15 protein-coding genes are annotated in these 13,534 nt (G+C 68.6%); 1 reads left to right on the top strand and 14 read right to left on the bottom strand.

Going from position 1 to position 13,534, the window contains the following annotated elements; translation table 11 throughout:
• Positions 1-14 precede the first annotated feature (14 nt).
• The 10 genes from ACG00Y_RS08935 to ACG00Y_RS08890 form a co-directional block, all read right to left on the bottom strand.
• Positions 15-1,475, bottom strand: coding sequence for a radical SAM protein (locus tag ACG00Y_RS08935; protein WP_394477987.1), 1,461 nt, complete (start codon positions 1,473-1,475; stop codon positions 15-17).
• Positions 1,472-2,200, bottom strand: a complete 729-nt coding sequence (locus tag ACG00Y_RS08930; protein WP_394477985.1) for a prolipoprotein diacylglyceryl transferase — start codon at positions 2,198-2,200, stop codon at positions 1,472-1,474. Before ACG00Y_RS08930 ends, ACG00Y_RS08935 begins: the two co-directional genes overlap by 4 nt.
• Complete coding sequence (locus ACG00Y_RS08925) at positions 2,197-2,499, bottom strand: hypothetical protein (protein WP_394477984.1); 303 nt, start codon at positions 2,497-2,499, stop codon at positions 2,197-2,199. The genes ACG00Y_RS08930 and ACG00Y_RS08925 overlap by 4 nt, the downstream gene beginning before the upstream one ends.
• Positions 2,500-2,508: 9 nt before the next feature.
• Positions 2,509-2,766 (bottom strand): hypothetical protein, encoded by a 258-nt coding sequence (locus ACG00Y_RS08920; RefSeq protein ID WP_394477982.1) that lies wholly within the window; start codon positions 2,764-2,766, stop codon positions 2,509-2,511.
• Entirely contained in the window at positions 2,763-3,032 is a 270-nt protein-coding gene (locus ACG00Y_RS08915) for a hypothetical protein (RefSeq protein ID WP_394477980.1), read from the bottom strand. The genes ACG00Y_RS08920 and ACG00Y_RS08915 overlap by 4 nt, the downstream gene beginning before the upstream one ends.
• On the bottom strand, positions 3,029-4,924 hold the full coding sequence (locus tag ACG00Y_RS08910) for an MFS transporter (RefSeq protein ID WP_394477978.1): 1,896 nt from the start codon (positions 4,922-4,924) through the stop codon (positions 3,029-3,031). Before ACG00Y_RS08910 ends, ACG00Y_RS08915 begins: the two co-directional genes overlap by 4 nt.
• Positions 4,921-5,691: a DUF2145 domain-containing protein gene (locus ACG00Y_RS08905; RefSeq protein ID WP_394477976.1), complete on the bottom strand. Its 771-nt coding sequence runs from the start codon at positions 5,689-5,691 to the stop codon at positions 4,921-4,923. Before ACG00Y_RS08905 ends, ACG00Y_RS08910 begins: the two co-directional genes overlap by 4 nt.
• Positions 5,688-6,116 (bottom strand): hypothetical protein, encoded by a 429-nt coding sequence (locus tag ACG00Y_RS08900; protein WP_394477974.1) that lies wholly within the window; start codon positions 6,114-6,116, stop codon positions 5,688-5,690. Before ACG00Y_RS08900 ends, ACG00Y_RS08905 begins: the two co-directional genes overlap by 4 nt.
• Positions 6,117-6,130: 14 nt before the next feature.
• The gene (locus tag ACG00Y_RS08895) at positions 6,131-6,595 is read right to left on the bottom strand and encodes a YiaA/YiaB family inner membrane protein (RefSeq protein WP_394477972.1); all 465 of its coding nucleotides are present in this window, start codon (positions 6,593-6,595) and stop codon (positions 6,131-6,133) included.
• Positions 6,596-6,701: 106 nt separating this feature from the next.
• Complete coding sequence (locus ACG00Y_RS08890) at positions 6,702-7,913, bottom strand: amidohydrolase family protein (RefSeq protein WP_394477970.1); 1,212 nt, start codon at positions 7,911-7,913, stop codon at positions 6,702-6,704.
• 127 nt (positions 7,914-8,040) lie between these two features.
• On the opposite strand from ACG00Y_RS08890, the gene ACG00Y_RS08885 reads away from it, so the two are divergent.
• A complete protein-coding gene (locus tag ACG00Y_RS08885) occupies positions 8,041-8,817 on the top strand; it encodes a helix-turn-helix domain-containing protein (RefSeq protein ID WP_394477968.1) in 777 nt (258 codons plus the stop codon).
• On the opposite strand, the gene ACG00Y_RS08880 is transcribed toward ACG00Y_RS08885, so the two are convergent.
• The 4 genes from ACG00Y_RS08880 to ACG00Y_RS08865 form a co-directional block, all read right to left on the bottom strand.
• Positions 8,786-9,469 (bottom strand): CAAX prenyl protease-related protein, encoded by a 684-nt coding sequence (locus ACG00Y_RS08880; RefSeq protein ID WP_394477966.1) that lies wholly within the window; start codon positions 9,467-9,469, stop codon positions 8,786-8,788. The genes ACG00Y_RS08885 and ACG00Y_RS08880 overlap by 32 nt on opposite strands.
• 74 nt (positions 9,470-9,543) lie before the next feature.
• Positions 9,544-11,403 carry a phosphoenolpyruvate carboxykinase (GTP) gene (locus ACG00Y_RS08875; protein ID WP_394477965.1) on the bottom strand — a complete coding sequence of 620 codons (1,860 nt, stop codon included), beginning with the start codon at positions 11,401-11,403 and terminating at the stop codon, positions 9,544-9,546.
• A 495-nt stretch (positions 11,404-11,898) separates the two neighbouring features.
• The gene (locus ACG00Y_RS08870) at positions 11,899-12,444 is read right to left on the bottom strand and encodes a hypothetical protein (RefSeq protein ID WP_394477963.1); all 546 of its coding nucleotides are present in this window, start codon (positions 12,442-12,444) and stop codon (positions 11,899-11,901) included.
• Positions 12,445-12,632: 188 nt separating this feature from the next.
• Positions 12,633-13,481, bottom strand: a complete 849-nt coding sequence (locus ACG00Y_RS08865) for a tetratricopeptide repeat protein (protein ID WP_394477961.1) — start codon at positions 13,479-13,481, stop codon at positions 12,633-12,635.
• Positions 13,482-13,534 lie beyond the last annotated feature (53 nt).

Here is a 13,534-nt window from a genome sequence, read left to right as displayed (position 1 = left end):
CCGCTCGCTTCAGGTCAGGCGCGCACGAGCGGCGCCACTTTGGGCCTGAACTGCAGCCGCTGTTTGCGCTGCCCGTCGATCTCCGCACGGATCTGTTCCAACTCGGCCTGGCGCTCATCCCGATAGAACAGGTTGTACGCCTCGAACGGCACCATGCGCCCGTCCGGCCGCGCGATGTGGATGCAGCTCTTCTTCAGCGCGCGGATGTCCAGCGATTGCGCGTCCATGAACTGCACGATGAGCACACGAAAGACGTCGCGGTAGCTGAGCTGGGGTGCATCAATCTTGGGCAGGCAGCACAGCAGCTCGGACAGGCAGTTGGACTGGCTCTCCGGCGAGTGGTTGGTGGAGAACAGCTTGAAGACCGAGGCCTTCAGTGCCGGGTCGCCCTCGAAGACGATGGTGCTGCGGTCGCCGCTGAGTAGCGTGGCTGCGTCGAGATAGCGCGTCAGTGGCACCAGCCCGTTCGGGCCGCGCAGCGCATAGGCCATGGCCAGCGTGTCCGGGTTGCAGGGCACGGGCAGCACATCGGCCAGTGTGAAGATGCCGCTCTGCTCGGCGATGCGGCGGCGCAGTTCGCTCACCGTCAGGCGATGCTTCGCCGCGTCATAGGCCTCGACACGCCCGGCGTTCTGGATGGGCTGCAGCGTCACGCCGCGCACGCAGGCAAAACTCTGGCCGTGGCGGATCACGTCGCCGATCTCGTCGTCGTTGATGCCGCGCTTGACGGTCATCACCAGCGTCGTCGAGATGCCCAGCGCATCCAGCCGCTTCAGCGCAGCCTCGTGCGGGCCGCGCAGGTCGGCGCCGCGCAGGTCCATCAGCGCTTCGCGTCGCAGCGAGTCGAACTGCAGGTAGACCTCCAGCCCCGGCGCATAACTCGCCAATCGCTCGGTAAAGGCCGCGTCTTGTGCAATGCGCAGGCCATTCGTGTTGACCATCAGGTGCTTGATGGGCCGCGCCTTGGCGGCGTCGAGGATGTCGAAAAACTGCGGATGCAGCGTCGGCTCGCCGCCGGAGATCTGCACCACGTCGGCCTCGCCCTCGGCGGCGACGACGGCGTCCAGCATGGCGATGACTTCGTCCATCGAGCGGTGCGACAGCCGCTCGGGCCCCGAGCCCGCGTAGCAGGTCGGGCAGCGCAGGTTGCAGTGGTCGCTGACCTCGATGAGGGACAGGCAGCTGTGTTGCATGTGGTCGGGGCACAGGCCGCAGTCGTAGGGGCAGCCGTATTTCATGGGCGTGGCGAAGCGCTGCGGCATCTCGGGCGGTTTGACGAAGACTTCGCGGCATTGCCGGTAGTAGCTCGCGTCGTCGCTGACGAGCACGCGCTCGGTGCCGTGGGCAGGGCACCACTTGTCCATGTAAACCATCTCGTCCTTGATGACGATCTTGGCCTCCACCGGGCGCAGGCAGGTCGTGCAGACGGACTGCGTCGTGTCGTAGAACAAATACGGGCGGACTTTGCGGGTCATGAGGGCGTGCGCGCAGCGCGCAGCGTGAGGGGCAGGTAGATGGCCAGCGCGACGAGACAGGTCCACTGGATGCCCGACAGGCCCAGCGGATACGCGACCGGCACGGGCTTGAGGAACTCAATGGCAAAGCGCCACAGCAGGTAGGCGCTCAGGAACAGCTTGAAGGCCAGGCCTGGCGTGGGCAGGCGGGCGCGGTGCAGCGCCAGGCCCAGCGGCAGCACGACGGCGATCTCGTAGAGCTGGGTCGGGTGGCGCGGGATGCCGTCGCCAAAGTCCATGCCCCATGGGGCAGCAGTCGGCAGACCGTAGGTGTCGTCATGCAGGCCGGCGAGGAAGCAGCCGACGCGGCCGATGGCGAGGCCCACCGCGATGGGCAGCACCATCGCATCGCCGGTGCTGCGCGTCTGGCCGGTGAGCTTCTTGGCGATCTCCACGCCGATGAGCCCACCGAGCAGGCCGCCGACGATGCTCTGGCCGGGGAACATCAGCGCGCGGCTTTGCCACATGGCCAGCACCACATCCGGCCGCTCGATGAGGAAGACCAGCTTGTTGCCGAGGGCCGCGCCGACCAGCAGGCCCACCAGCACGCCGAAGTTGCCCGGCGCCAGCGCGCCGCCGCGGTGCTGTTGTCGCAGGCAACGGCGCCACAGCGCCGCGCCGAGGCCCATGCCGGCGTAGGCGAAGGCGGTGTGCGCCCAGGCGGCGGTGGTGGCGCTGGCGATCACTCGCGCCACCACTTCCATAGCTTCCGCCCGCACCACCAGGCCACCCCGCAGCCGATCAACAGACTGGGCACGGAGATTTCGAGGAAGGCACCGGGGCCCATCCGGAGCCCAACGCCTGGCACCGGCGTGGTGAAGAAGCCGGTCCAGTCGCCTGATGACAGCCAACGGAATATGCCGGGCAGCGACATGACGGTGAAAGTGGCGCCGCACAAACCCGCCAGGCCGAAGCCCAGCGTGGCGAAGATCAGCACCCAGATCAGCAGTGCCCGAGCAATCGCAGAGCCGGTTTCGTTGCTCATGCCCGCCAATCAGTCCGAGCCGCGCAGTCGCTTGCGCAGGGCGTGCACGCACCACCACGTCAGGCCGCCGCCAATCAGCAGGCTGGGGATGGAGATGACGAGGAAGGCGCCTGCGTAGTTCTCGGCGCGCCCGGAGAACATGTCGGGCAAGGCCATCGCCGTGAAGGCCGCGCCGCAAAGCCCCGCAAGACCGAAGCCCAGCGTGGCGATGACGAGCAGGCCGGTGATCAGGGCCCGGCCCAGCCAGCCCTCGGTGTCGTCGCTCATGAGGCCTCCTCGCCCACGGGCGGTTTGCGCAGCAGTTGCCGGATCTTTTCCACGCAGATCCTGACCATGAAAAGGCCGCCCATCAGGCAGGGCACGGAGAGCAGCAGGAGCGCGATCGTGCCGGCGCCGCCGGGCTGGAACATGGCTGGCACCGTCCATGCGGTGAAGTAGCCGCCACACAGCCCGACCGCGCCGAAGCCCAGCACGCCCACGGTCAGGGCCAGCAACGCCAAGCCGCGCTCGATCTGGTCGAGCCGGCTGCTCACGATGAAGCGGATAGCAGTGCGGAGACGCGGCCCTTCAGCTCTTCCGGTGACACTGTGGCAGGCGCCATCGCCTCACCCACCGTCAAGCTGACCCGGCTCCAGAACCCTCGCCGCAGCGGCTTGCTCATCGCCTTGCCGCCCTCGACGCGCGAGAAGAAGCTGCCCCACAGATTGCCCAGCGCCATCGGGATGACGGGCACGTGGGGCAGGCCGTCGATGAGCTTCATGACGCCGCCCTTGAACGGCTGCAGCGTGCCGTCGCGCGTGATGCCGCCTTCCGGGAAGATGCAGACCAGCTCGCCATCCGCCAGCACGGCTCGGGCGGCTGTGAAGGCGGCTTCATACGTGGCGGGGTCGGCCTTGGCCGGCGCGATGGGGATGGCCTTGGCCAGCTTGAACATCCAGCCCAGCACCGGCGTCTTGAAGATCTGCGCATCCATCAGGAAGCGGATCGGGCGTGGGCTGGCGGCCATCAGCAGCACGGCGTCGACGAAGGACACATGGTTACACACCAGCACAGCCGGGCCGGTCGTCGGGATGCGGTCGTCGTTGACGATCTTGAAGCGGTAGACGATGCGCGTCAGCACGAAGGCCGTAAAGCGCAGCAGGTACTCCGGCACGATGAGGAAGATGTAGAACGCGACGACCGCGTTGGCGATGCCCACCGCCAGGAAAATCTGCGGGATGGTCAGCCCGGCGCTCAGCATTGCGCCTGCAATGACGGAGCTGGCGATCATGAAGATCGCGTTCAGGATGTTGTTGGCCGCAATGATGCGCGCCCGGTGCGTAGGTTGGGCGCGCAGCTGGATCAGCGCGTACATCGGCACGCTGTACAGGCCGGCGAACAGCGCCAGCAGCGTCAGGTCGGCCAGCACGCGCCAGTGCGCCGGCTGTGCCAGGAAAGCGCTCACCGTGTACGGCTCGCTGGCCGGCAGGCCGCTGGCGGCGAAGTACAGGTCAATGGCGAACACGCTCATGCCGATGGCGCCCAGCGGCACGAGGCCGATCTCGACCTGGCGCTTGCTCAGCATCTCGCACAGCAACGAGCCGATGCCGATGCCGATGGAAAACACGGCCAGCAAGAGCGAGGCGACCTGCGCATTGCCGTGCAGCACCTCCTTGGCGAAGGCCGGGAAGTTGCTGAGGAACACAGCGCCGAAGAACCACATCCACGAGATGCCCAGCAGCGAGCGGAACACGGCCAGGCCCTCGTGCGCGAGCTTGAGGTTGCGCCAGGTCTCGGTGAAAGGGTTCCAGTTGATGACGAGGTCAGGGTCGGTCGACGGGCTGGGCGGCAGCGCCTGCGCGGTGATGCGGCCGAGCACGGCCAGCGCGATGCAGGCCCAGGCCACGTGATGCGGGCCGACGACCGGCGTGTCGACGAGGATGCCGCCCGCCAGCTGGCCCAGCAGGATGGCCACGAAGGTGCCCATCTCCACCATGCCGTTGCCGCCGGTCAGCTCGCGCTCGTTGAGGTGCTGCGGCATGTAGGCGTACTTGACCGGGCCGAACAGCGTGGAGTGCAGGCCCATCAGGAAGACGCAGGCCAAGAGAGTCGGCACGTGGGCGGCATAGAAGCCCCAGGCGGCGATCACCATGATGGCGATCTCCAGGCTCTTCACCAGCTGCATCAGCCGCGCCTTGTCGTGCTTGTCGGCCAGCTGGCCGCTGGTGGCCGAGAACAGCACATACGGCAGGATGAACAGCGCGCCGATGACCAGGCCCGCCATGCTGGGCGGCAGCCACTCCAGCTGCAGCTGGTAGGTCACCATCAGCGTGAACGCGAACTTGAAGACGTTGTCGTTGGCGGCGCCGAGGAACTGCGTCCAGAAGAAGGGCGCGAAGCGGCGCTGGCCCAGCAGGGCGAACTGGTTGGGATGCTCTGTGCTCATTGCTGGACGAGTTGGGGTGGTTGGGACAGTCCGGCGCGCGGCAGCCAGGCAAACATCGAGTCGACGGTGACGGTGTCGATGTGCCGCGTCATGCGGCGCGCGGTCGGATGATCGTCGAAGGCGATGTTGGCCTGCGTCAGGCGGCCGCCCAGCCGCTCCAGCGCGGACAGGCGCAGGTCCGTCGGCTGGTAGCCCTGGGCCTTGAGCCAGGCCTGCGCGTCACGCCGGCTGTGGATGCCGGGCGCGGCGGCGCTGGCCAGCATCTCCAGCACCCACTGGTTGCTCTGCTGGTAGGTCGTCGCGAACGGGTAGGCCACCATGCTGTAGCGGCGCTCGTTCAGGCGAGCGACCCGTGTGTTGTCGGCCAGGATGGGCAGCAGCGCCTGCTGCAGCTCCGGCTTGAGCACGACGAAGGCGGCGTCATAGCGGTGCGGGCGGTCCAGAAAGAACTCGCCCAGGCCTTGCCGGTACAGCGCCGCGTGGTCGGTGCCGCAGTTGTTGAGCTTGTGCATGACGCGCCAGACATTCCCGTCGCGGTAGGCAAAGCCCAGGTGCGACCACTGCAGGCCGTACTTGCTCAGGTCCTGCCCCGCGCGCGCCAGGATGGCGACCTGGGCGCCGCTGGCGTCGAGCTGCGTGGCTGTGGCCTGGGCGAGGTTCAGGCCTTGCTCGACCTGGCGCGTTGTCTGCGGCTTCTCCTCGCAGGGCCGGCCGGCGTGGGCGGTGGCGGCCGCCGCGAGCAGCAGCAGCGCGGCGACGAACCTCACCGGCTCACCTGCTCGTTGTGCAGCAGCGCCTTGCCGACCTCGTTCGGGATGAAGGCGATGACCTTGCCGGCGGTAGACAGCACGACGCCGGTGCCGATGACGGACACGGCCACTGTCGCGCCGGTGGACACCACCAGCCCCTCGGCCAGCTTGCCCGAGGTGCGCAGGCTGATGCGCGCGCCGTCGGACGCGCGCTCCAGCACCCAGACGGTGGCGCCGCCGACCACCTCGACGCTGACGACCACCAGCGCCGTGCCGGCCGAAAGCAGGGCCGCTGGCACCACGCTGAGCGCCGCGCCGGTGGCGCTGACGGCCACGACGGACAGGGCCACCGGGGCGACGGAAATGGCGCTCAGCTCGGACTGGGCGTGGGCGTGGCTGGCAAGGGCCAGCGACAGCGTGAGGGCGGCGAGCAGGGGTTTCATGAGGGTCTTTCCGTTCATTGCGTTTCGGTGTTGTCGGTCATCGCGTCGCGGCGGCCTTGGAGACGGGCTTCGAGCAGGTCGGCCTCGTGGGCGTCGCGCAGCATCTTGGCCAGCGTGAACACGTTTGAAATGAGGTACAGCCAGCAGACGCCCAGGTAGGCCTTCCACACGGGCTGTATCTCCATGCGCCACAGGCCCCAGCCCGTCAGGCTCATCGCCAGCACGAAGCCGGCCCAGACGACGACGCGCCACATCGGCGTGTCGACCTGGCGGCCCTGGTTGTCGCGGATGAACTTGGCCAGCGCGAAGGCGGTGGACAGGCAGAACACATAGCCCATCACCATGAAGGCGCGGTCCAGGTCCTGCCCCGGCAGCCAGGCCAAGCCCGAGCCGCACAGCAGCACGCTGATGCCGAACGAGACCCAGACCTGCAGGCGCCAGGCACTGGTGTCGCGGCGGACGGTCAACGGTGAGGACATCGAAAAACTCCCTGTGGTTTGGAATGGGCGCGATCTTGCGTGAAGCCGCACCAGCCGACCTCGGGAATAGTTCCGAGGCGCACGGCAAGCGCCGGCCGGTAGCGTTTTATGCAACCAAATGCTGCCGGGTTGCAAAAATTGACGGCGACAGGCGCATGCCACGCCACCGGACGAGGCGCTTGAGGGCCAGGTCGAACAGCAGCGGGTTGTGCTCGCGCAGCGTCTCCAGCGCGGGCGCATTGGCCGCGTCCAGCAGGCCGGCGTTGACCAGAACCGACAGGCGCAGCGCGGCCGGGATGCCGGGCAGCGGGTAGTCCGAGCCGTGCAGCAGGCGCGGGTGCCAGTCCTGCCGCGTCAGCAGCGTGCGGGCGACCTCGGGCTCGCGGTTGGTCTGCAGCGTGACGGAGATGTCGCCCAGCAGCCGGCCGCCCCAGTCCTCATCCATCAGCCGGGCGAACAGCGAGAAGGCGCTGGCGTCGCGCGGGCGCTTCTGGTCCAGGTCCAGCGCGCTGCCCAGCGACGCGCAGTGGGCGATGACGACGCGCACGCCCCGCTCGAGAGCAGCGCGCACATGCAGCGGGTTGCCCAGCTCGTCGCGGCCGGCGCCGGGCACGGCGCGCTCCTCGCCGCAGTGCACGATGACGGGCAGGCGCGTGGCGGCCAGGCGGTCGTAGAAGGGCCGCAGACGTGGGTCGCGCAGGTCGATGTTCATGGCCGATGGCAACCACTTCAGCGCGACGGCGCCGTTGGCAATCGCCGAGTCCAGCCGCGTCAGCGCATCCGGTCGGTAGGGGTGGATGGACGCTACCCAGGCGAACCGCTGCGGTGTCTCGGCAGCAATGCGTGCGGCATAGGCGTCGGGCACGTGGAAGGTGGTGTGCGCCGCATGCGACCGGCCCGCGTCGTCGCAGGCGTGGTCGAAGGCGAACAGCATCCAGCGGGCGCCGGGCGGGAACTCGTCGGCCAGCGCATGCAGCCGCGCGACATAGGCGCGGTCCACGCTGGGCGCGTCGGCCGGCACGCAGGCCGCGTTCAGGATGAAGCGCTTGCGCAGCACCTCCATCGGGTGCCACCACTGGCTGAGCTGCGCATTGACGGTGCAGCCGGAGCCGGAGTCGCCGGTCCCCAGCAGATGGGTGTGGACATCCCACAGCTGAGTCGGGTCCAGACCGTCGAACGTGCGCTCGACCAGCGGCCGCAGCGCGTCGGGAATGCCGCTGCGGCAGGGGTTGAGCAGGCTGGCGCGGGCTGGCGCGGCGAGCGAGGTGAAAAGACCGGCAGCGGCGCCGCAGCACAGCAGGTGACGTCGGGAGAGCATGGTGTGAAACAGGCGGGGTTGGCGTGGGGCGCGACTGTCGTGGTGCGCCGCGACGCTGCCGCGCCTTTTGTCGCAGCGTGCCGGCCGCCGCGCCCGTCGGTGCCGCCATGCGCTACCGTTCGCGCCCATGTCGAGCACCCAATCCCTCGTCGCACTCATCAAGGGCGAACTGAAGAGCCAGGGCCTGAGCTATGCCGAGCTGGCCCAGGCGCTTGCGCTGTCGGAGTCCAGCGTCAAGCGCATGCTGGCGCCGGGCGGCGAGATGCCGCTGTCACGCGTGGACGAGATCTGCCGCGTGCTGAAGCTGGACTTCGCCGAGCTGGCCGCCCGCCTGGCCCGCGAATCGCCCACGCAGCGCGTGCTGAGCCTGGAGCAGGAGAAGGCCGTCGTCGCCGACCCCAAGCTGCTGCTGGTGGCCATCTGCTGCCTGAGCCTGTGGGCGCTGGAGGACGTGCTGGCACGCTACCGGCTCAGCGAGGCCGATGCCGTCGCCGCGCTGGTCAAGCTGGACCGGCTGGGCGTCATCGAGCTGCGGCCGGGCAACCGCTACAAGCTCAAGGTCGCCAAGACGCTGCGCTGGCGGCCGCAGGGGCCGGTGATGACCTTCTTCCGCGAGCGGGTGATGGCCGACTTCTTCGCTGGCGGCTTCGACGGCGAGGGCGAGCTGTTGACGCTCGTGCACGGCGAATTCGGCGCCGGCCATGCGCGCGAGCTGGCCGAGCGGCTGCAGCGCACGGCCGACGACTTTGCGCGCCAGCACTTGCTCGACCAGAAGCTGCCTTCCGCCGACAAGCGGCCCTACAGCGTCGTCATCGGGCTGCGGTCGTGGGTGTTCGAGGCGTTCCGTGACTTGGAGAGACCAGGTTTAGGCCTCACCAGAACTCCCAACGCCCGGTCCAGATAACCCAGATGCCTAATAGCCCGTTCGTCACCGCGTGGGCGATGACGGCCGTCCACAGCTTGCCCGTCTGGCGGTACAGCAGCGCATAGGCCAGGCCCGCCACGATGGCGGCCAGCCACAGCGTGTGCGCCAGCGTGAAGACGAAGGTGGACAGCACGACGGCCTTGATGCCGACCGTGCGCGGGTCGACGCGCTCGAAGCCCGGGTGCTGCACCCAGCGCATCAGGAAGGAGCGCCAAAACAACTCCTCCATGACCGGCACCACCAGCGCGGCGCCGGCCAGGCGCAGCAGCACCAGTGGCCAGATCAGCTCGCCGGCGGCGTCCAGCGGCACGAAGGTGGCGGTGGCGGTGCCCAGCTGCATCCATGGCGCGTCCAGCTGCACCCAGATGGCGAACACGACGATGCCCACGGCGATGGCCCAACCGGTCTCACGCGCATCGGGCAGGTTCTGCCGCACCAGCTCGCCGTAGCCGCGCCAGTACCAGGCCAGCAGGCCGGCGACGATGACGGCCTGGCCGCCGTAGATCCAGCGGGCGTCTAGCCCCAAGTCGGCGGGCAGGTAGCCGCGCAGCGCCAGCAGCGCCATGAAGACGAAGAAGGGAATGCAGCGGGCAAGCGCGGCGGGGCTGAGCGAAGGGGCGGCGGCAGGCATGTCGGCGCGCAGCTTAGCCCGGCGCCGTGACAGGCCGCCGCAGACGCCCTCCTTCGTATCAGGGGGGCGGTGCTTCAGCCCAGCTCGGCCAGCCTGGCCCGGGTCTGCAGCAGCGGCGCCGGCACCTTGGCGCCCAGCTGCGCGAACAGCGCGTCGTGCAGTGCCATCTCGGCCTGCCATTCGGCGGCGTCTATGCCGGTGACGGAGTCGAACTGCGCTGGTGTGAAGTCCAGGCCGTCCCAGTTCAGGTCGCCATAGCCGGGCGTCACGCCGAACACGTGCTCCTGGCCGCCGCCCGTGCCGTCCAGCCGGTCCAGCATCCACTTCAGCGCGCGCATGTTCTCGCCGTAGCCGGGCCAGACGAACTTGCCATCGGCGCCTTTGCGGAACCAGTTGACGCAGTAGATCTTGGGCAGTTCGGCGCCCGAGAGCTGCAATCGGGTGCCCAGGTCCAGCCAGTGCTGGAAGTAGTCGGCCATGTTGTAGCCCATGAAGGGCAGCATCGCGAACGGGTCGCGGCGCACGACGCCCTGCTGGCCGGCGGCGGCGGCCGTGGTCTCGCTGCCCATGGTGGCGGCCATGTAGACGCCCTCGGTCCAGTCGCGCGCCTCGGTCACCAGCGGCACGGTCGTGGAGCGGCGGCCGCCGAAGATGAAGGCGTCGATGGCGACGCCGGCGGGGTTGTCCCAGTTCTCATCGAGCGCCGGGTTGTTGGTGGCGGCGACGGTGAAGCGCGCATTCGGGTGGGCCGCCTTGGCGCCGGTGGCCTTGGCGATCTCGGGCGTCCAGTCCTTGCCCTGCCAGTCGATGCAGTGGGCCGGCGGCGTGTCCGTCATGCCTTCCCACCAGACGTCGCCGTCGTCCGTCAGCGCCACGTTCGTGAAGATCACGTCGGCTGCCAAGCTGGCCATGCAGTTGGGGTTGGTGTGCGAGTTGGTGCCCGGCGCCACGCCGAAGTAACCGGCCTCGGGGTTGATGGCGTAGAGCCGGCCGTCGGCGCCCGGCTTGATCCAGGCGATGTCGTCGCCGATGGTGGTGATCTTCCAGCCGTCGAAGGCGGCGGGCGGGATCAGCATTGCGAAGTTGGTCTTGCCGCAGGCGCTGGGGAAGGCCGCGGCGATGTGGCGCTTCTGGCCCGTGGGGCTTTCCACACCCAGCACCAGCATGTGCTCGGCCAGCCAGCCCTGGTCACGGCCCATCGTGGAGGCGATGCGCAGCGCAAAGCACTTCTTGCCCAGCAGCGCGTTGCCGCCGTAGCCCGAGCCATAGCTCCAGATTTCGCGCGTCTCGGGGTAGTGGACGATGTACTTCGTCTTGTTGCAGGGCCAGCTCACATCGGCCTGGCCGTCCGCCAGCGGCGCGCCGACCGTGTGCACGCAGGGCACGAAGTCGCCATCCGTGCCCAGCAGGTCGATGACGGCGCGGCCCATGCGCGTCATCGTGCGCATGTTGACGGCCACGTAGGGGCTGTCGCTCAGCTCCACGCCGATGTGGGCGATCGGGCTGCCCAGCGGGCCCATGCTGAAGGGCACGACGTAGAGCGTGCGGCCACGCATGCAGCCCTTGAAGAGGGCCTGGTCGCCGGTCTGCAGCAGCTCGCGCATGGCGGCCGGGGCCATCCAGTTGTTGGTGGGGCCAGCGTCCTGCTGCCGCTCACTGCAGATGAAGGTGCGGTCCTCCACACGGGCGACGTCGCTGGGGTCGGAGTTGGCCAGGTAGCTGCCGGGGCGCAGGGCCGGGTTGAGCTTCTTGAAGGTGCCGGCGGCGACGAGCTGGTCGCACAGGCGCTGGTATTCGGCGGCGCTGCCGTCGCACCAGTGGATGTTGGCCGCCTCGGTCAGCGCGGCCATCTCGGCGACCCAGGCGATCAACCGGGCGTTCTTGACGTAACTTGGGAGATTCAGGCGCAGGCCCTGCATCGCGGGTTGGTTCATGGGGAAGCTCCAATCATGGGGATGTGTTTGGGGCAACCCCGGAGCTGGCCCAAGCACACCGGGCCTGGGCCGGCGGCATGGAAACCAATGTAATCACGCCGTAACTGACGATCCTCCTGGCGTCATGCAAAACAGGAATAATCCCATGCTGTCATGGGAGAGAAGATCACGCCAGTCGTGAAGTGGGCCTCGGATTTGCACGAAGCACCCCTGAAACCGGGTGTTCTCTCCCGTGCCCTTGGGCAGCCGGCAAATCTGTCAGCACGTGCTACATCGCTCAGGCCCGACTGGGCGATGTGCCGGGTCGCCAGCGGCAGGCCAGCCGCCAGAGCGGGCGCCGCAGGCGCGGGCCAGGCGGCCCGGAGTTGCTGAACCAGAGTTGGCTGGTGAACCTGAAGGGGAGTCTCATGGCGGTACAGGGCAGCTGTCACACCCGGTGCAACCGGCAAACCGCGTTCCCACGCCCCGGTCAACGGCTCTCAGCCGCTCAGTCGTTCACTTCATGCGGGGCATGGGCCGCGTCTGCACGCGGGGCCACACGCCTTCGCCCATGGCCAGCGACAGGGTCTCGCCCCAGGTGTCCGGGCAGCGGTCCACGGCCACATCGGCGATGAGCAGCTCGGCCAGTGCCTCCTTGACCGACGCGCCCTGGCCGCCGGGCTGGTCGGGCGGCAGGCCCGCGACAAAGGGCCGCTGGCCGTACCAGAACTTCACCCAGCGGTGGATGTTCAGCGTCGTGCGGCTGCGGCTGGTGTCGCGCAGGCTGTACTCGCACTTCAGCGTGGCGGGCTTGCTTTCCAGGCCGGGTAGCGCCACCTCGATCGGCCGCGCGCCGTAGCCTGTGCCCGGTCGCAGCACTTGCAGCGGGATGGGGCGGGGCTCGCCGAAGGTGACATCGTGCCGGATCGACTTGATCTCGCCCGGCTCCGATTCATCGACCAGCGATTGCAGCCGCAGCTCATAGCGCCGCGGCTGGTTGGCCGCTATCCAGCGCGGCGCGGTGTTGTTGGTGGTGGTGCTGGCGTGGCTGATGGCTGGCATGCGGCCTGCAGGTGCCCGTGGGGCCACCACGGCCGTGGTCGGTCGCCTGGCCACGGTCTCGCAGCCTTGCAGCAACGGCAAGCCGGCGATTGCCAGGCAGAGACCGATCGCGGGGAGCTGAAGGGTGGGGCGCTGTGTCATCGGTGTCATGGTTGCTGAAAACGGGTTGAAGTCAGGGCGAGCCGGCATCAGTCGCAGCGCGAGTAGGTACCCTGGCGTGCGTTCTGGCGGAGGCATCGCGACTGCGCGTCACCCTGGCGCTGGGCCTCGGCGGCGGCCTGCCGTTCCGCTTCCAGCCTTTCTGCCAGGCCGGGAATCCAGGGCAGCACGTGCTTCAGCACGTCCTGGTGGGTGCGCACGTACATCAGGCGCCGGTAGAGCGCCTCCGCCGCCTCCAGGTCCTTGGGGCCGGACTTCGGCAGGTAGAGGTTGAACAGCATCCAGGCGGCGGGCCCTGGGCTCTCGGAGTAGCCCTCGATGTCGCCGAAGATCGCCTTGTACAGCCACGTCATGGCCTTGCTCCTGCTCGCCGGGCTGCCCTTGTCGGCCAGGTAGAAGTTGGCCAGGTGCATGGCGGCCGAGCCGTAGCCCCAGTTGGCGGCGCGCTCCAGGTAGGCGATGCCTTGCGCCTTGTCCCGCTTCACGCCCTGGCCGGACAGCAGCATCAGCCCATAGGCCTCCAGCGCATAGGGCGCGACTGCCTTGTCCCTGTTGCCATCGGCCACCGCCTTGATCAGGCAGGTGGCGACGGCCGTGCCGTCCGGCTTCCAGGCCCCGAGTTGTTGCTGCGCGCCCGACAGGTGCGCGAGCACCAGTTCCTTCATGACCTCCACGCGCTCCTGCATCGAGATGTTGAAGCCCTGGTAGCGGTCCAGCTGGTCTGCCTGCTCGGGCGTGAGCTTCTCGGCGGCCCGCGCTGCCATCTCGGCCTCGCAGTAGTTGGTCTTCAGTGCCAGCGCCGGGCTGCCGAGCAGCAGCGGCAGGACGAGCGCGGTCAGCGCGCGCAGGCTGCGGTTTGTGGAGGTGGATGTTTGCACTTCGTGTTCCTGGTCGAGGGGCGGCCTGGCGGTGTTTCCGCCAGGCCGCACTC

The sequence above is a fragment of the Pelomonas parva genome, from assembly GCF_043555835.1.
Classification (GTDB): Bacteria; Pseudomonadota; Gammaproteobacteria; order Burkholderiales; family Burkholderiaceae_C; genus Pelomonas; species Pelomonas parva.
Note: the sequence above shows the minus strand (reverse complement) of the source record. Positions and strands in the feature narration are given on the sequence as shown.